The following is a 17,041-nucleotide window of genomic DNA, read 5'->3' on the forward strand; positions in this document are numbered from 1 at the left end:
CACTTATCGCTTTCGTAATTTTACTACAAAGCAGGTTAAAAATAGCCCAAAGAGATCAAGGTTGGCGTGGGATGGGCGTGATTGTGGTGGTTTAAATGATGAAAACTTTCCGCGATCCCTCTCAGTTTCTGCAATACCACTTGCTTACTGGCTGTATTTGCTGCAACGCGCAGGTATACTCTGTGACCTTGAATATTGACCCCTAACTAACGGGAGTTTTTCCCCCTATGTTGCAAGAAATTATGCAATTCATTAGCCAGCATCCTATTTTGAGTCTGGCTTGGGTGGCTTTGCTGGTTGCCGTGATCGTCACCACCTTTAAAAGCAGCCTGTCTAAAGTAAAAGAAATCACTCGTGGTGAAGCTACGCGTTTGATTAACAAAGAAGATGCGGTTGTTGTCGATACCCGTTCGCGCGAAGATTACCGCAAGGGCCATATCGCCAGCTCCATTAACCTAACGCCGACTGAAATTAAAAACGGCAGCTTGGGCGAGTTGGAAAAGCATAAAGCGCAGCCTATTATTGTTGTTTGTGCTAACGGTACTGCGTCTCGTACGTCTGCCGAAAATTTGAACAAAGCCGGTTTTGAACCTGTATTTACTCTGAAAGAGGGTATCTCTGGCTGGAGCGGTGAAAATCTGCCTCTGGCTCGCGGTAAATAAAACGTGGTAAGTAATAAAACCATCGCTTTATCAACGGAATATTAATATAACTGAGGTTTTGTCAATGGCGAAAATTGAGATATACACCAAAGCGACCTGCCCGTTTTGCGTTCGCGCAAAAGCGCTGTTAAACAGCAAAGGTGCAGCGTTCGAGGAAATCGCGATTGATGGTGATATGGCGACGCGTGAAGTTATGATTGAACGCAGCGGACGTTCCACCGTACCTCAGATATTTATTGATGGGCAGCACATAGGTGGCTGCGATGATTTACATGCGCTGGATGCGCGCGGTGGGCTTGACCCACTGCTTTAAACTCGTCGATGGGGATTCCCACGGCGGTAGTGCTGTTTAATAAGGATGTCTAACTAAGGGTACTTTTACACATGTCAGAACAAAACAACACAGAGATGGCTTTCCAGATCCAACGTATTTATACCAAGGATATCTCTTTCGAAGCGCCAAATGCACCGCAGGTTTTCCAGCAGGATTGGCAGCCAGAAGTTAAACTTGATCTTGATACTGCTTCCAGTCAGCTGGCTGAAGATGTGTATGAAGTGGTACTGCGCGTAACAGTAACGGCCTCTCTGGGCGAAGAAACTGCATTCTTGTGTGAAGTTCAGCAAGGCGGTATTTTCTCCATTGCTGGCATCGATGGCACCCAACTGGCACATTGCCTGGGCGCATACTGCCCGAACATTTTGTTCCCGTATGCCCGTGAATGTATCACCAGCCTGGTTTCCCGCGGTACTTTCCCTCAGCTGAATCTGGCACCGGTTAATTTTGATGCCCTGTTCATGAACTATTTGCAGCAGCAGGCTCAAACTGAAGGCGAAGGTGCCGAACAACGTCAGGATGCCTGATGAACACCACTGATGCTTCAATGACTGTAATCGGTGCCGGATCTTACGGCACCGCATTAGCCATCACGTTAGCGCGTAATGGTCACACCGTTGTGTTGTGGGGACACGATCCCAAACACATTCAGGCGTTGCAGGATGCTCGCTGTAATCAGGCTTTTCTACCGGACGTCCCTTTCCCCGACACATTATTGCTAGAAACCGATTTGTCCCGCGCACTGGCGGTCAGTCGTAATATTCTGGTGGTAGTGCCGAGCCACGTTTTTGGCAACGTTTTACATCAGTTAAAACCCCATTTACGCAGCGATGCGCGTATCGTTTGGGCAACCAAAGGGTTGGAAGCTGAAACCGGGCGTTTGCTACAGGATGTAGCACGGGAAATCCTCGGCGATACAATTCCGCTGGCGGTTGTTTCCGGGCCGACTTTTGCTAAAGAGCTGGCGGCAGGAATGCCCACGGCGATTGCATTGGCTTCAACGGACGCTCAGTTCAGCGAAGACCTGCAAGCGCTGCTCCACTGCGGTAAAAGTTTCCGGGTTTACAGCAACCCAGATTTTATCGGCGTGCAGCTCGGCGGCGCGGTGAAAAACGTGATTGCCATTGGTGCAGGTATGTCTGACGGCATCGGTTTTGGCGCGAATGCGCGAACGGCGCTGATTACCCGTGGTTTGGCCGAAATGAGCCGTTTGGGTTCCGCGTTGGGTGCCGATCCTTCCACCTTTATGGGCATGGCGGGGCTGGGTGATTTGGTGCTAACCTGCACGGATAATCAATCTCGCAACCGCAGATTCGGTATCATGCTGGGCCAGGGCGCAGGGGTTCAAGAAGCGCAGAACAAGATTGGCCAGGTTGTCGAAGGTTATCGAAATACCAAGGAAGTATTAGCTCTGGCGCAACGGTATGGTGTTGAAATGCCCATTACCGAACAGATCTATCAGGTGCTGTACTGCCATAAAAATGCCCGCGAAGCTGCCCTGACCTTATTAGGGCGCACCAAAAAAGACGAAAAAAGCGGCGTTTAACCCGTTAGATCAATGCGTACTAAGTCACCTTGGGGTTTCCTCGGGGTGACTTGTTTGTATCATAGGGAGAGTAAGGCATGTCGTCAGAAGAATTAGAGCAGGTCTGGAGCAGCATTAAATCAGAAGCGCGGGCGCTGGCTGATTGTGAACCCATGCTGGCCAGCTTTTTTCATGCGACATTGCTAAAGCATGAGAATTTAGGCAGTGCCCTAAGCTATATTCTGGCGAATAAATTAGCCGATCCCATAATGCCTGCTATTGCTATCCGGGAAGTGGTCGAAAACGCTTACCGCAGCGATCCCCATATGATTGTTTCCGCCGCGCGCGATATTTTGGCTGTGCGCTTGCGTGACCCTGCGGTGGATAAATACTCTACGCCACTGCTGTATCTGAAAGGTTTTCACGCATTACAAGCCTATCGAATTGGCCATTGGTTATGGGCGCAAGAGCGTAAAGCGCTGGCTATTTATCTGCAAAATCAAGTCTCTGTGGCTTTCGGTGTTGATATCCACCCTGCGGCAACCATTGGCTGCGGCATCATGCTGGACCACGCCACAGGTATTGTGATTGGTGAAACGGCAGTTGTTGAAAATGACGTTTCTATTTTGCAATCCGTCACCTTGGGCGGTACCGGTAAAACCAGCGGCGATCGACATCCTAAAATTCGCGAAGGCGTGATGATTGGTGCCGGGGCGAAAATTCTGGGCAATATTGAGGTAGGTCGAGGGGCTAAAATTGGTGCGGGTTCTGTGGTATTGCAAGCGGTTCCGCCTCATACCACTGCGGCGGGTGTACCGGCTCGGATCGTGGGTAAACCGGACAGTGATAAACCCTCCCTGGATATGGACCAGCACTTCAACGGCGTCAGCCAAGGTTTTGAATACGGCGACGGTATCTGATTCCTGCTATTAATCGAACGGGGCCACTCTGAGCCCCTTTCTGACAAATTTCTTACTCTTTCACCAATGCGCCGTTATATCCCAGCTGGCGCCATGCCTCATATACCACCACAGAAACTGCGTTCGATAGATTCATACTGCGGCTATCTGGTTGCATTGGAATCCTGATTTTTTGCTGTGCCGGTAACGCATCCAGAATACTGGCAGGTAAACCGCGAGTTTCTGGGCCAAATAACAGAAAATCCTTATCCTGATAACTCACCGCACTATGAGCTGGCGTACCTTTGGTGGTCAGTGCGAACAGGCGCTCGGGTTTTTCGCTGTCGAGAAAAGCCTGATAATCATGATGATGCTTAATATTCGTAAACTCATGATAATCGAGGCCCGCTCGGCGCAGCCTTTTGTCATCCCAGGTAAAGCCCAAGGGCTTGATCAAATGAAGCTGGCAGCCGGTATTGGCGCACAGACGAATGATATTGCCGGTGTTCGGTGGGATTTCCGGTTCAAATAAAACAATATTCAGCATAGGCCCCCCAGTAAAGAGGGGCGCAGGATACCAGAAACTCCGATTTGGTGCAGTGGGCATCCGTTGATATGGGCAGATTTGGCCAGTGAGAAAATGTGACGATCTGGCCGAACCTGTGGGATCGGCCAAATGACTAGGCTTTGAATGGGTGTAGAGGAAGCCAGAGAATCAAGCGCAGGCCGCCAAGCGGGCTATCTTCCGCCCTAACCCAGCCACGATGCTGGCTTACGGCGTTTTCAACAATGGCTAAACCTAGGCCTGTACCGCCGGATTCGCGGTCGCGGGCTTCGTCAGTGCGGTAGAACGGACGGAAAATCTGTTCGCGGTCTTCTGCACTGACGCCAGGGCCATCATCATCAACAGTGATGGTTACGCCTTGATTATCAGCTTGGAACGCTACAGCGATATGGTGGTGAGAATACCGCAGAGCATTACGAACAATATTTTCCAACGCGCTATCCAACGCCGACGGATTACCAAATAGCGTCCAAGGGCCCGGTGGAGCAGAGATTTCCAGCGTTTTACCCACCTGTTCGGCTTCAAATTGCGCATTTTCCAGCACGTTAGACCAAAGGTCATTAGCTTTAATCGGCTCTCGTGCTAGCTCATTCTTATGCTGGTTACGGGAAAGCACTAGCAGATCATTGATCATACTGTCCAACCGATGAGCTTCTGTTTCAATGCGTTCCAGCTCTTTTCCCTCTCCATGGCGACGGCGCATCAACGCTGTCGCCAACTGAAGGCGAGTCAGCGGGGTGCGAAGCTCATGGGAAATATCGGAAATCAACCGCTGTTGTGCGGCAACCATTCGTTCCAACGCACTGATCATTTGGTTGAAACTGGCACCCGTGGCTAGGAATTCCTGCGGGCCGGATTCCAGTTCAGGATGCTGTTTCAGATTTCCGCGAGCCACGTCATCGGCGGCATTTTTCAGTTTACGAGCCGGTTTAGCCAGGCTCCATGCCAGCCAGAGAAGCAGAGGCGCACTGATCAACATGGTGGCAATCAGTAACAGTAACGGCCGATCAAACATCAGGTTGATAAAGTCGGACTGTGGGCTACTTGCTGGTCGAATTAAATAGAGTTGGTAGTTGTCATCACCATCACGAATAGAAAATGGCCCGACCATTTCTGATCGACCATACTTTTTCTTTTTCGGCTGATCGGCATTATCCGATTGGCCAATAAAGTTACGTACAATCTGCATTTCATGACGTTCAGCGCCAATCACCCGGCCTTCGCTGGTCACTAACACCAGATGCTGGCCGGGGGGGGCCCATTTCTCAATGGCGCGATACAGCCGCCGCCACCACATCAAATCATTGGCAGGATCGTTGGCCAGTTCAACTTCAATATGCTGTTCCAGCATGACGCCCTGCCGCTGCTCATTTTCTAATAACGGCGTTAACTGCCGCGAATCCAGCTTAGGCACCATCAGCACTAGCATGAGCACTAGCGCTAGAGTAAACCAGAAAATAGCGAAGATTCGCGCCGTCAAACTGTTGATCATGTTTCAGATACCATCAAATATCCGCGGCCACGCAAGGTCTTGAACCAAGGTAAACCATCCTGACGTTCCGGTAACTTACGACGTAGGTTGGAAATATGCATATCAATGGCGCGATCAAATGGCGTCAGTCGTTTGCCCAAGACTTCCTGGCTGAGAAGTTCACGCGAAACCACTTGGCCCAGATGCTGAGCGAGTAAATACAGCAAGGTAAATTCTGTGCCGGTTAAATCTAGTACCTGACCTTCAAAGCTGGCTTCCTGACGACCCGGATTCAGTTGCAGGCAGTCAACTTCTAGCGTTGGTGCGCCTTGATCTACATTCTGCTGCTGTTCGCTCCAATTGGAACGACGCAAAATAGCGCGTATGCGTGCTACCAATTCACGATCGTTAAACGGTTTGGCCAAATAGTCATCTGCGCCTAACTCCAGACCCAGAACCCGGTCCAATTCACTGCCGCGCGCGGTCAGCATAATCACCGGCGTTTGGTGATGTTGACGTAGCTCTTTTAAGGTTTCGATACCGTTTTTACGCGGCATCATAATGTCCAGCAAAAGCAGGTCGATCGAACTGTCCAGCAGGTTTAGCGCTTGCTCGCCGTCATAGGCAACAACAACGTTGAAGCCTTCCATTTCAAGTAATTCTTTCAATAGCGAAGTTAGTTCGCGATCGTCATCAACAAGTAGAATTTTATGCATAGTTATTTCACCTCTAGACGCAAAATACGTTAACAATTGCCGCGATTCTATGACTTTACCTAGATTTACATCCCCTGACCTCAGTTTTACATGCACTGACGCTAGTTTTCAGCCAGACCTATACACTGCTTAACATTGAATTGCATAGCAGAGTGAATCCAGGAGTTAATCATGCGTAAAGTAACAACGTTAGTTATAGCGTCAATGTTGGCCTTCGGCTCTACCGCCGCATTTGCCGCTGATACTGTTGCAACCGCTGGCAACTGGTGTCACGACTTCGACGGCAAAATGATGAAAGGTGGTCGCGGCCACCATAACATGTTTGAAGGCTTGAACCTGACTGAGCAACAGCGTCAGCAGATGCGCGATCTGATGCGCCAGCATCGCGGAACTAAAACGGCAATGCCTGTCGCTGATCGGGAAGCAATGCATAGTCTGATTACCGCAGATAAATTTGATGAAGCCGCAGTTCGAGCGCAGGCTGAAAAAATGTCTAAACAACAGGTTGAGCGTCAGGTCGAAATGGCCAAAGTACGCAACCAAATGTACAACCTGCTGACGCCAGAGCAAAAAACTGCCTTAAACCAGATGCATAAACAGCGGATGGCTACAGTGCAGCAGGCTCCAGCAGCACAACCGGCTTCTGCCCAGAAGTAAAGTACTATCCAGTACCGTAAGGTACTACCCAGTAATACCCTGTTTTCCTTGCCATAGACACCATCCCTGTCTTTTAGCCCCCCATGATGGAGGGCTTTTTTTTGCCTATTGAGAAACGCTAGCTTTAAAAACAGTCACTTACGATTTTCTCAAAGGGCGGTGTCATTTCCAAATGTGATTAAATGTGGACAGTTTGTGGACGCGTTTCGGCCGCTAATCCCCCCTTTAATGGGTTAAGTATAACGGCGTTTTGCAGGTAATCCGGCGCCAGATGCGCATAGGCCATTGTTTGCTGAATGTTGGCATGTCCGAGTATTTGCTGGAGTGCAATGATGTTCCCGCCGTTCATCATAAAATGGCTGGCGAAAGTGTGACGTAACACATGGGTGGCCTGACCGTGTGGCAGGTCTGGTTTTACATCTCGCAGTGTTTTACAGAACTTCACGTAATCCACGTCGAAGAGTTTCCCACTGGCTTTGTCTTTCACTTCTTTCTCCAACTCTGCGGATATTGGAATTGTGCGTTTCTTGCCATTTTTAGTTTCTAAAAATGTGATGCGGCCATTCATGACTTGAGCGGGGGTTAATGTACTGACTTCTCCCCACCTACCGCCAGTGCTTAAACACAACAGCGCAATAAGCCGTTCGTCTCCAGATAACACCGACAACAGCTGATTAATTTCATCCGAATCTAAGAACGTCATACCCGGATTCTTTTCAGCTAATGGCGGTAAACCATGTAACGGGTTCTGCCCTGCAAACTCCTCGAGCTTTATCAGTGCAGAAAACATCCCTGAAAACCGATAGAGATCGCGATTTATCGTGGCTGCGCTAATGCCGTTAGTCAGGCGCAGGCTGCGATGTTCCATTAATACGCGTTTAGTGAGCTGATTTACGGTCTTGTCACCTATCGCTGATATGGTTTTGATCAGGTGACGTTTTTCAATCGCGCCATTCTTGAGATTCTGGCCGTGGTATAGCCACCAAACCTCGACTAACTGACTCAAATTGCGGCGATCTGTTCGCTTGTTCGCCCATTCTTTTCTACTGGCGTTTACGATGACATATCGCTCAAAGGCGATAGCTTCCGCCTTTCTTTCAAATCTCTTACGAATACGACGTCCTTCGCGTCCGCAAGGTCTAATGTCCACTTCATAACGACCATCATCGAGCTTCTTAATCGCCATAGCGAAGCCCTCCGATGTAACAGCCTGCCTCAAACCACAGCCAGTCTGCATATTGATAACAAATATCTAACCAGTTCTCCTGCCTTAACGGCCTGAGGTGGTTTTCTCTTGCCCACTGTGTGCGATGGCCGGTGCTATTTGCCCCGCTTCCGGTGCGGTTTTATCAGTCATCAGCCAAAGGGTATATTTTTCAAACTGCGGGTGTGTTGTGTATTTCACCAATGCAGCACCACCGGGCTCGAATAACCCACTTTCATACTTCGATACGGTGCTTCTGGGTAAGCCAATAATTTCGCATAACTGATTTTGACTAAGTCCCTCAGCAATACGCATCGCTTTTATCTTTTCACTCAATTTCATTTGACCTGTTCCTATTTAGGAGTTAGATTTACCTCTATTGATCCTATATAGGAGCAATTAAGGTCGTGAAACACCACCCAATAAGCGTTTTTAAACGGTTTCTAAAGGGTTGGATCAAAAGAGGTTAGCACAGATGAAAGTTGAAGATTATGTGATTCGGTACCCGCTTGATGCAGTTCATGAATCTAAGTTTGCGGAACTGATCGGGAAACCAGAGACCGCAATTAGAGAAATGACTAAGAATAGTAAGTTGCCATTCATTGAGTTACGCGATCCAACTAAGGTAAACGCGCGTGCCGGTGATAAGTGGATTTACATTCCTGAGTTTAACCGAGGAGTGAGAGAGGCTTTCTATAATCGGCCAATTGAACAGCGCGATGCATGGCTGTTATGGATGGGGCTTTAAGTCACTATAAGTAAATCAAGCCGTGTGGCATAAGGAGAAAATATGGAGCAGGTATCAAGTGAACTAACCGTAATTCTTTTTCGTGGCGATGTGGGAAAAAGATCCCCCTCAAATAGTCTAGCCGTTCCTCAGAACCCAAGGAAATGGGAAACCACTGAGGAGCTTCTAAGTGAACCTATTTTTATCGATGGTGATGATTTAGTTTTTCGCAGTACTGATGGGTCAGTAGAAATCCTTCGTTTGGATTTGAAATATTTACTTGAAGATGGCTATATGCGAGCAAAGGTAAAAGCTATCGGCATGAGTACTGACTATCGATTAGCATTGGCTCAATGCATAAAAGAAAAAGGGCGTGAGTTGGGTATTAAATTAATAAGCAAAGATGATTGGGACGATATCTTTAATGTGCTTGTGCGACCATACCGAAGTGAAAAGGCCACACAGCACAGCCTAGATAATTAGTTTATATCAATAAAGCTTTTATGTGTGGTCGGCATTTTTGATTGAATTACTTCTCTTAACTGAATTGACAATCTATTAGCTTTATCTGCCAGCTCCCGACTTTCGATAGTTGAAGGAATTGCATCGGCTAATATTAATGCTTTTTCGAGAGAAGTGATTAATTCATTAGCTTTTTTATTATTCATTTATTACCTCTTTTGTGGCTGATTGTTTTTGGCGATCCGATCCTACCACAAAATACCATGTGCCGATCATGGCTAAAACTCGGCATCTATTTGCAACCGTCTACTACGTGGGCTGTTACCAATGGATTTATAAGGAGGGTGTATGCAACAACCAATATCAATCGCACCGCTGCTCTGTAACCATCAGGCGGCTCGTTGTCTGGATACTCGAATTACCCACGGAAAAGGCCGCAAAGGGATCATTATCCGTCGTCGCCGTTCAAACATTATCGAAGCGATTAAGCATTCAAAAGTGTGGGGAAGAAAATGACAGTTGTGACCTTAGAGCTTACCCGCAAGTTACCCGCCGGGCTGCGTACCGCTATCGCCAACCATTTAGCCTTGCCGCGTTGGAATGAAACCTGCGGTTTTTATAATCGGATGAGTGAGCGCGAGCGCCTGACCATGTGTTTCCATGCGCACTTAAAGCAACGCCATGCGGTGATGCAATTGCAGGAAATGAACGATAGCGACCGTGAGCGTATTGTTTGCGCGATTGGCGAATTGAGTGAAGCATTTGCAGAGTGTCGTAAAGAGCGAATTGATGACTCGGCTTTTGTTGGTCGCTTAACTGTTAGCCAGCGTAAAACTTTATTTCTTCATGCTGAATTAACCGAAGAAGAATTTAACCAGCCTTATTGGCGCTTAAATGATGAATCATGTTTATGGCGTGAAAAACTATTCCGTGCATTGCGAGAGTTACTCAGTTTATTTAAACATGCGCCAACTATATTAACGGCGGTTAAGCCTGAGCAATATCTCCACTAATTAAATAACCTAGCTATTTAATAGGCGCTTTACTGCGTCGGGCTTTCTATTACCTGAGGTTTATATGCACATGTATAAAACGGTCGGCCAAGATATGCACCGTAGAGCCGAAGCAGAAATGCAAGAGCGGCTATTAAATAAGGCGCGTAACCAAGCTAAAGCAGATGCTGCTGTCAGTTTCTCATCACGACTGGACTCAATACTGGTTCATGCACAAAAAGAAGAATTATCGAAAGTAGAGCTTATCGAATTACTGACTCAGGAGTCGGTTTCTCTGCATAACCAAGGATTAAGTAATGGGGGAGTGTATTAATGAAGAAGGAATTGAAATGGGTTTTTATCAATAATTGGTTTGCTGTTGCGAAGGGTGAAAACGACACATTTATTCTGGCCGATATTCGAGTAGATAAAGAAAGCGGTAAAACATATTACCTGACGCGCGCCGTATATTCAGAGACGTTGAATTTAATCGCAGATATTACCAGCCTGTGCGTAAAGCGCTGTGTGTATTTAAAAACCATCACCACGGCATCAGCGTTGATGCGTGAGAGCCACCATTTTAATGAATTAAGCCAAAAGGCATTAATCCAGCTTGATAGCCAAATGGAGGCAACACCATGCCAGATTTAATGGATGCGATCCAACAGCATCAGCAAGACATATTAGCGCGCCGCATCAACGCCGCGCGCATGAAACCGAGTGTATCGGCCTCAATTTGTGAGGATTGCGATCAGCCTATTTCCGCCCAACGTCGCGCCGCAATGCCGGGCGTGATTCGTTGTATCTCCTGTCAGTTAGATCACGAACATCAAAGCAAACATTTCAGAGGCTAATTATGGTTCGCATTCCAATCGGTAAAGAGTGGGTCGTTACCGCAGATAACTATCAGTTCATTTTAAATCAGAAGAAGGTGGCTAAATCAGGTGCAAGAGCTGGTGAGGATTGGCTCGATCCTATCGGTTATTACCCAACCGTCAATCAACTGGTGACAGGTTTAGCGCATCACCATATTCGCAATTCAACGGCAACCAGTATCGCAGGGCTGGTCGCTGAGATTGAGCGTATTGGCAAGCTCTGTCAGGAAGCTTTTTCAACCCACCATTCAGGCTAAAACAATGAAATTTACTCCGCTTAATTTTTTTACTACTGTGCTGGCGCTTATTTTTATCACCTTAAAGCTAACCGGTATTCTAGCCGCTTGGTCGTGGTGGGTGGTAACTGCGCCATTATGGATTTTACCCGCCGAAGCACTTTTAAGTGGCGCGGCGTTATTCATGATTACGGTCATCATTCACATCTTGGCGAAAGTCGTTAAATGAATGAGTCAACCAGGGGGCGAGTTGCCCCCACATCCACCCCACCATTTATATCTGAAAAACCTGCGCCCTTTGTTGGCGCTTATAGTTGGAATGCTCCCCGCGAAGCCATTGGCAAAGAAAAGCCTCTTACCCGTGATGAATACCGTCAGGGGCAAGATGCTTTGCGTAAAATCAGCTCGCTTCCTCATTTTCTCGGCGGGATATTTTCTGGCCGACACGCCTACTTATTAAAAAACTCAGGGCTGCTGACCGCTCATCGTTTTTTGCTCAACGTTTTTATGCCGCGTATCTGGCCGCGCATCACCAAAATTAACGCTAAGTATGAAATGAAGTTAAGCGGTTATACCTATGGACTATTTATCGGTGAGGCGAGCCAATACTCACGCTTACCAGGGCTGTACGATAAAGAACTCAAAAGATTGGCCGGTAATATTTCCTCGATCCTGTCTACGGCTTATGAACATGCCAGTGACCAATATGTCAGTGAACACGATGGCGACAAAAATTTATTATTTAGCGATGAGGCACAGGCTGAAATTTACGGTCTGGTGGCAGGCGCTGCTCGGTCGTCATTCAATATTACGCCTAAATACTGGATGCGTTATTGCAAGGGTGAACTGAATAAGCAACAGGCGCTACGTAGCATCATGCGTTTGGTTAACGAGGAGTGGTGGATACGTAAACTTAAAGCGCTGCGTATGCAATGGCGTGAAGCGTTACTGATTGCAGCCGGTGAGGTTAATTTCCAACGGTCAGAATATGCCAGCAAAGTCGCCATCCGGGATGTTCAGTCGCGCCGTTTAGCTAATCTGGAGTATCTGAAATCGCAAGAGCTGGAGAACGTCGAGACCGGCGAGCGTTTCGACCTTATTGATAAAGTGTTGGCGAGTGTTTCTAACCCAAAAATCCGCCGCATGGAGTTGATGAGTAATATCGCCGGGATCGAAGGTTTTGCGGCAAGCCAGCATCATTGTGGGCTATTTGTCACCATCACCACGCCTTCCAAATATCACCCAACGCGCAAAATCGGTAAGAAGGCCGATAAGCGCGTTCAGCTTAACCATAAATGGGATGGCGAAGCGTATTCACCCAAAGACGGTCAGCGTTATCTATGTGGCATCTGGGGCAAAATGCGCACCGCGTTTAAAGATCGGGAACTGAAAGTTTATGGGATGCGCGTTGTGGAGCCTCACCACGACGGTACACCACACTGGCATATGTTGCTTTTTTGCCATCCGAAACAGCGTCGGGAAGTGATCGCCGTAATGCGTAAATACGCGCTGAAAGAAGATGGTGACGAGCGCGGTGCCGAAGAAAACCGATTCCAGTGCAAGCATATGTATAAGGGCTGCGCGGCGGGATATATCGCGAAATACATTGCCAAGAATATCGACGGCTATGCGCTGGAGGGTGAGCTGGATTTTGAAACCGGCAAGCCACTATCTGATGCCGCCGCCGCTGTCACTGCGTGGGCGTCTATCTGGCGTATTCCACAATTTCATCCCATTGGCGTTCCAACCATGGGCGCATATCGCGAGTGCCGTAGCCAAAGCCTGCGCGGTATTAGTCTGGCCGAAAGTTTTGACGAGAGAGTTGAGGCGGTACGCGCCGCAGCCGATGCCGGTGATTTTGCCACTTACATCGCTGCGCAAGGCGGTGCCAATGTGCCACGTGATTTACAGACGGTGCGTGTCATGCGCGAGATTACCGAAGAGCTCAATGAATACGACGAAGAAGTGCAGAAGGTCGTTGGTATTTTTGCCCCTCATCTTGGTGCCGATCACATCCATAAAACCCGCGAGACGAAATGGCGCATTGTGAGCAAGGCTGTTGACCTTGATTCTTTGACTTTAAAAAGCGCCCCCGGCGCGCCTCGGAGTCCTGTCAATAACTGTGGAAAGCTCACCGGCGGTGACGTTCCGGTTGTGACCCCTACACCGTCTGAGCATGCCGCAGCGGTGCTAAATCTCGTTGATGACGGGGTTATCGCATGGGATGACCCCGAAGTCGTTGCGGCGCTCAGAGGCGCATTAAAACACCACGCGCCGCAACCAAATCGCCAGCAAAGAAGTGGTAAGCCATTACAACCGCACCAGATAGCACCATCAGGGCGAATGACCAAAGCGCAGCGGGCGCGAATGCCAAATATCCGCGTCGAGCTGGCGCAGCAGGGCATCACGCCGCAGCGCTGGGAGCTTCAGGCGCTGGCGCGTGGGGCAACGGTTGTGTTTGAGGGGCGATCATTCACATATCCAACAGTTGATGAGTGGAGTGGATTCAAGCAAGGCTTTGATCTTTTTGAATGACTATCATAATATGTCGATGTTACCGCTTGGGATATCTACCTTGCACTACTCTTCGTATTAGCTTTATACAAGGGGTATAAAGGCTGCTATTGGCGACAATGGCGCTGGCATGGAGATAAACTCATGTTAAAGCTAGTGAACGTGCGTCAGTACAATCGCTATCGCTTCGGTCGTTGGGAGACGGTGTGTAAACACCGTCGTTCATACCCAACCCGATGATATGCGGCCTAAGCGGTAGCGACATCTCCTTCTTCGTCGTTATCTTCCTCCTCCATCATTTTTAAATAATGTTTTACATCTCCGGTTTTGGTAAATATCTTTTTTAGCTGCTCCATGTACTTTTGCGGTGAAATATCGCCCATATCCGAGATGTTTACTGAATCTGAGTGTGAGCCTCTGTTTATAAAGCGATAAAATGCTCTGAAGTTCTCGTTACCTTCATCTTTTGCTAGATTGATCAGTTCAGTTTGAAGAGCATCAGTTTTATGCACAAATGCGAAATAATATTCAAGGATATTTCGCATTATGTTAGGAATGATAATCTTGTTGATTTTTCCGTCTTGAGCATCCTTTAATATTTGCCATAAAGACTGATATTCATTTTGCAAACTGTTTCTTTCGATCTCATTGAATATACTATTTGTATTTTTACTTACTCTGCCGAGGTTATAATCTCTCTTGAAGACTTTGTCTTTTTTGGGTGCAAGTTTTACTAATTCATGGAAAAAATATAAATTATGAGTAAGTATTATTATTTTTCTCGGTGATTTGTCTTCCAATACTTCGAAGTGGATCATTGATGCAATGTCATAAATATAGTTTTGAGAAAGACTTGATATTGGATCATCAATTACAATGAGTGGTTCTCTGTTATCAGAATCAGATTTGTCAGTCTTCCCTTTGCAGTACTCAAGAAAGTAGAGGAAAGTAATTAGTGTTTTTTCACCCTCACTTAATGAACGGTAGACGTTTTCATTCAACGGATTGTCGGTTCTTGCGATAATATACTTGTCTTCTGCTTTCGTGTGCTTTTTTATACAGAAGCTATCTATTCCGAGATTTTCAAGTCTTTTATTGATAGAGTCTATTGTTATGTCTATATTTGAAATGTTGGCGCGTAATTCTTGGATTTTACTTCCTATTTCCTTGCCATTCTTTGTGATTTCTCCAATTTCGCGATCAAGATCTTCAATTTCTTTTTTATTTTTCTCTGTAAATTGACCGAGGCTTTCAAAATCTGAATGACAATAGTCTTTTGCTCCTGCCCAAATTTTTCCGAGAATTTCACCTTCACTTTTTTTGAAGTTTTTTGCTTTCTCATTTAGATCGATAATTCTTCTGTTGTATAGAGCAATATCGGTTGTGATGCTCTTAAATGATTCCTCATCGAAGAGTAAGCTAATGCTGATAGATGGGTTCTTAATTTTGTTATTTATTAGTGCTGTGTTTTTATCTAAATTACTCCATAGTAACTTAATGGTTTTAATCGATTTGTCTCTCTCTTCTTCATTTATAAATGAGCATTGCGCTATTTCATTTTGAATGTTTTGTAAGTTATCACCCATTCCTCGAGTTAAATTGTCGCGTATTGAATTTATTTGAGATAATTTAGTGCTATATGTTTCATCAAATATAGATTCAATTGCTTTGATAAAGTCAGAGCTTATTGTCTTTTCTTGACAGAAAGGGCATGTGTCGTCTGTTATATATAATTCCTTACCTCTTTTGACCCAGTCAAGATTTTGTAATTTTTTGATGTTCTCAGATAAGTAGCTATTGCTCAGGTCAATAATTGGTGTTGCCAATAACTCATGTTCATTTGCATTTAAAAATTTCCTTATCGGAGATGTCAGTATTGGTGATTCATTATTTCTATGCTTCAATAATTCTTCATATTCACGTGCTAAAACTTCAAGGTCTATATTAGGGAGTCTTATGGCCTTACTTAGCTTTTCGTAAAAATTTCTTTTGCTGCCTAAGGAACCTCGCATTAATAATTTTAATGATGAGGACCTAAGATTTTCGGTTTTGAACCATATTGACTCTATGCATATACTTTCCGCATGAATACCATTTTGAACTGCTTTATCGCGTGATGATTTTTTATCTTTGTATTGCTCAGTAAGTTTCTGTTTTAATGCTTCTTTTTCGATTATTTCTTTTTCGATTTCAGCATTTTCCTTACTAAGTGTGAATACACCCTTTTGTTCACTGGTATTATAGAAATTTTCCTCGATAAATTTTGTATTGTATACTAAGGGGCGATATTGTTCGATGAGTGTGCATTCACAGTCACTGAAAAGAGCATCCCCAATCTTGTAAAAGAAATTTGATATGGTGGATTTTCCAGAACCGTTTTGGCCATAAATGATATTTATCTTCTTAGTGAGATTTATTTTCGTATAATTTTCTTTGCTGTAACTGGTGACATTCTTGAGTTTTAATTCCATTTTGATATCTCATATGGTTGCGGGTATTGTTTAATGTCGGATAATAAATACGCCTATCCTGCCGATGTAACGAGGTTTACACCGAGAGTCAGCAGATTTGTCACCGCACCGGCAATTACCCCCGGCGTACCGTCTTTTACCGCACTGATAATTTTATCACCCATCGTCTCATTACCACCTAGTGTCTCCGGCTTCTTATTGAGCACCGTAAGTGCTTTCTCGGTCAGTCTCACTTCGCTGAAATGCGTCTGGTGATTAGTTTTGTAATGAATATATCCATTTTCACCGAGAAAACTGAATGTGCCATCAATCACACTTCGCAATTCATTAAATGCTTTCATCTTAGGTGAGTTAAGTTGCTCAAACCAGTCATCAGGCAGCGCGGCGTTAAATTTCTCGTAGCTTATCACCTGCGGTACAGGAAAATTTTCCCATAGCACAGCAAAGATTTCCGCTGTCTGCTGGTTAAATAAATCGAGGTTTTTAGACATGCAAAATTCCATTTCTACTAATGGTGAGTGGCTTCAGCGCTGGTCAAATCGTATTACGTGCCTGGCGCTGAACAATGACCTCAGTTCGCGCGAGGTCGACGCGTATACCGACAAGCTGGTCGAGCAGGCGAGCAACACAGAACTCGGCCAGGTCGTCAAAGACTTACTAAATCACATTAGAATGCGCAAATAAAAGGATCTATATCAATATGTTAAACCTGATTTATGAGAATCCGTGGC

At 46.1% G+C, this 17,041-nt stretch carries 25 protein-coding genes; 17 read left to right on the forward strand and 8 right to left on the reverse strand.

The window, feature by feature from the left end; genetic code table 11:
* The first annotated feature begins 227 nt into the window (after nt 1–227).
* From DBA33_RS13315 to cysE, 5 genes are all read left to right on the forward strand, one after another.
* Entirely contained in the window at nt 228–662 is a 435-nt protein-coding gene (locus DBA33_RS13315; protein ID WP_064514585.1) for a rhodanese-like domain-containing protein, read from the forward strand.
* 64 nt (nt 663–726) lie between these two features.
* Nucleotides 727–975 carry a glutaredoxin 3 gene (gene grxC / locus DBA33_RS13320; RefSeq protein WP_064514583.1) on the forward strand — a complete coding sequence of 83 codons (249 nt, stop codon included), beginning with the start codon at nt 727–729 and terminating at the stop codon, nt 973–975.
* A 71-nt stretch (nt 976–1,046) separates the two neighbouring features.
* Complete coding sequence (gene secB / locus DBA33_RS13325) at nt 1,047–1,523, forward strand: protein-export chaperone SecB (RefSeq protein WP_049601518.1); 477 nt, start codon at nt 1,047–1,049, stop codon at nt 1,521–1,523.
* The gene (gpsA, locus tag DBA33_RS13330; RefSeq protein ID WP_120806620.1) at nt 1,523–2,542 is read left to right on the forward strand and encodes an NAD(P)H-dependent glycerol-3-phosphate dehydrogenase; all 1,020 of its coding nucleotides are present in this window, start codon (nt 1,523–1,525) and stop codon (nt 2,540–2,542) included. Before secB ends, gpsA begins: the two co-directional genes overlap by 1 nt.
* Nucleotides 2,543–2,619: 77 nt before the next feature.
* Entirely contained in the window at nt 2,620–3,441 is an 822-nt protein-coding gene (gene cysE, locus DBA33_RS13335; RefSeq protein ID WP_064514578.1) for a serine O-acetyltransferase, read from the forward strand.
* A gap of 52 nt (nt 3,442–3,493) precedes the next feature.
* On the opposite strand, the gene trmL is transcribed toward cysE, so the two are convergent.
* The 3 genes from trmL to cpxR all read right to left on the reverse strand — a co-directional run bounded on the left by trmL (nt 3,494) and on the right by cpxR (nt 6,172).
* Nucleotides 3,494–3,967: a tRNA (uridine(34)/cytosine(34)/5-carboxymethylaminomethyluridine(34)-2'-O)-methyltransferase TrmL gene (gene trmL / locus DBA33_RS13340; protein ID WP_064514576.1), complete on the reverse strand. Its 474-nt coding sequence runs from the start codon at nt 3,965–3,967 to the stop codon at nt 3,494–3,496.
* Between the two features lie 133 nt (nt 3,968–4,100).
* Nucleotides 4,101–5,477, reverse strand: a complete 1,377-nt coding sequence (gene cpxA, locus DBA33_RS13345; protein WP_064514574.1) for an envelope stress sensor histidine kinase CpxA — start codon at nt 5,475–5,477, stop codon at nt 4,101–4,103.
* Nucleotides 5,474–6,172 (reverse strand): envelope stress response regulator transcription factor CpxR, encoded by a 699-nt coding sequence (gene cpxR / locus DBA33_RS13350; protein ID WP_064514572.1) that lies wholly within the window; start codon nt 6,170–6,172, stop codon nt 5,474–5,476. Before cpxR ends, cpxA begins: the two co-directional genes overlap by 4 nt.
* A gap of 171 nt (nt 6,173–6,343) precedes the next feature.
* On the opposite strand from cpxR, the gene cpxP reads away from it, so the two are divergent.
* Nucleotides 6,344–6,829, forward strand: coding sequence for a cell-envelope stress modulator CpxP (gene cpxP / locus DBA33_RS13355; RefSeq protein WP_064514570.1), 486 nt, complete (start codon nt 6,344–6,346; stop codon nt 6,827–6,829).
* A gap of 178 nt (nt 6,830–7,007) precedes the next feature.
* Here cpxP and DBA33_RS13360 read toward each other — a convergent pair whose 3' ends face one another.
* Together DBA33_RS13360 and DBA33_RS13365 are read right to left on the reverse strand one after the other, a co-directional pair.
* Nucleotides 7,008–8,015 (reverse strand): tyrosine-type recombinase/integrase, encoded by a 1,008-nt coding sequence (locus tag DBA33_RS13360; protein WP_120806641.1) that lies wholly within the window; start codon nt 8,013–8,015, stop codon nt 7,008–7,010.
* Between the two features lie 84 nt (nt 8,016–8,099).
* On the reverse strand, nt 8,100–8,375 hold the full coding sequence (locus DBA33_RS13365; RefSeq protein WP_120806621.1) for a helix-turn-helix transcriptional regulator: 276 nt from the start codon (nt 8,373–8,375) through the stop codon (nt 8,100–8,102).
* Nucleotides 8,376–8,508: 133 nt separating this feature from the next.
* Here DBA33_RS13365 and DBA33_RS13370 point away from each other — a divergent pair, with 133 nt between their 5' ends.
* A complete protein-coding gene (locus tag DBA33_RS13370; RefSeq protein ID WP_042526629.1) occupies nt 8,509–8,781 on the forward strand; it encodes a Cox family DNA-binding protein in 273 nt (90 codons plus the stop codon).
* 42 nt (nt 8,782–8,823) lie between these two features.
* Nucleotides 8,824–9,243, forward strand: a complete 420-nt coding sequence (locus DBA33_RS13375; RefSeq protein ID WP_120806622.1) for a hypothetical protein — start codon at nt 8,824–8,826, stop codon at nt 9,241–9,243.
* On the opposite strand, the gene DBA33_RS13380 is transcribed toward DBA33_RS13375, so the two are convergent.
* Nucleotides 9,240–9,428, reverse strand: coding sequence for a hypothetical protein (locus DBA33_RS13380; RefSeq protein WP_120806623.1), 189 nt, complete (start codon nt 9,426–9,428; stop codon nt 9,240–9,242). The two genes, DBA33_RS13375 and DBA33_RS13380, sit on opposite strands and share 4 nt — an antisense overlap.
* 142 nt (nt 9,429–9,570) lie before the next feature.
* Here DBA33_RS13380 and DBA33_RS20640 point away from each other — a divergent pair, with 142 nt between their 5' ends.
* The 8 genes from DBA33_RS20640 (at nt 9,571) to DBA33_RS13415 (ending at nt 13,860) form a co-directional block, all read left to right on the forward strand.
* Complete coding sequence (locus DBA33_RS20640) at nt 9,571–9,738, forward strand: hypothetical protein (protein WP_162975204.1); 168 nt, start codon at nt 9,571–9,573, stop codon at nt 9,736–9,738.
* Entirely contained in the window at nt 9,735–10,235 is a 501-nt protein-coding gene (locus tag DBA33_RS13385; RefSeq protein WP_042526625.1) for a hypothetical protein, read from the forward strand. The genes DBA33_RS20640 and DBA33_RS13385 overlap by 4 nt, the downstream gene beginning before the upstream one ends.
* A 94-nt stretch (nt 10,236–10,329) precedes the next feature.
* Nucleotides 10,330–10,548 carry a DUF2732 family protein gene (locus tag DBA33_RS13390; protein ID WP_240442706.1) on the forward strand — a complete coding sequence of 73 codons (219 nt, stop codon included), beginning with the start codon at nt 10,330–10,332 and terminating at the stop codon, nt 10,546–10,548.
* A complete protein-coding gene (locus DBA33_RS13395) occupies nt 10,548–10,865 on the forward strand; it encodes a DUF5405 family protein (protein WP_120806624.1) in 318 nt (105 codons plus the stop codon). The genes DBA33_RS13390 and DBA33_RS13395 overlap by 1 nt, the downstream gene beginning before the upstream one ends.
* Nucleotides 10,853–11,068 (forward strand): TraR/DksA C4-type zinc finger protein, encoded by a 216-nt coding sequence (locus DBA33_RS13400; protein WP_042526621.1) that lies wholly within the window; start codon nt 10,853–10,855, stop codon nt 11,066–11,068. The genes DBA33_RS13395 and DBA33_RS13400 overlap by 13 nt, the downstream gene beginning before the upstream one ends.
* Nucleotides 11,068–11,346 (forward strand): DUF5405 family protein, encoded by a 279-nt coding sequence (locus DBA33_RS13405; RefSeq protein WP_120806642.1) that lies wholly within the window; start codon nt 11,068–11,070, stop codon nt 11,344–11,346. Before DBA33_RS13400 ends, DBA33_RS13405 begins: the two co-directional genes overlap by 1 nt.
* Before the next feature lie 4 nt (nt 11,347–11,350).
* Nucleotides 11,351–11,554: a hypothetical protein gene (locus tag DBA33_RS13410; RefSeq protein ID WP_042526619.1), complete on the forward strand. Its 204-nt coding sequence runs from the start codon at nt 11,351–11,353 to the stop codon at nt 11,552–11,554.
* The gene (locus DBA33_RS13415) at nt 11,551–13,860 is read left to right on the forward strand and encodes a replication endonuclease (RefSeq protein ID WP_120806625.1); all 2,310 of its coding nucleotides are present in this window, start codon (nt 11,551–11,553) and stop codon (nt 13,858–13,860) included. The genes DBA33_RS13410 and DBA33_RS13415 overlap by 4 nt, the downstream gene beginning before the upstream one ends.
* Before the next feature lie 227 nt (nt 13,861–14,087).
* On the opposite strand, the gene DBA33_RS13420 is transcribed toward DBA33_RS13415, so the two are convergent.
* Both DBA33_RS13420 and DBA33_RS13425 read right to left on the reverse strand, forming a co-directional pair.
* Complete coding sequence (locus DBA33_RS13420; protein ID WP_120806626.1) at nt 14,088–16,310, reverse strand: AAA family ATPase; 2,223 nt, start codon at nt 16,308–16,310, stop codon at nt 14,088–14,090.
* Nucleotides 16,311–16,363: 53 nt separating this feature from the next.
* Nucleotides 16,364–16,801 carry a hypothetical protein gene (locus DBA33_RS13425; RefSeq protein WP_120806627.1) on the reverse strand — a complete coding sequence of 146 codons (438 nt, stop codon included), beginning with the start codon at nt 16,799–16,801 and terminating at the stop codon, nt 16,364–16,366.
* On the opposite strand from DBA33_RS13425, the gene DBA33_RS13430 reads away from it, so the two are divergent.
* Nucleotides 16,800–16,994, forward strand: coding sequence for a hypothetical protein (locus DBA33_RS13430; protein ID WP_120806628.1), 195 nt, complete (start codon nt 16,800–16,802; stop codon nt 16,992–16,994). The two genes, DBA33_RS13425 and DBA33_RS13430, sit on opposite strands and share 2 nt — an antisense overlap.
* Nucleotides 16,995–17,041: the final 47 nt, after the last annotated feature.

Origin of the sequence: Yersinia sp. IP36721 (assembly GCF_003634395.1) — a bacterium.
Taxonomy (GTDB): Bacteria; Pseudomonadota; Gammaproteobacteria; order Enterobacterales; family Enterobacteriaceae; genus Yersinia; species Yersinia entomophaga.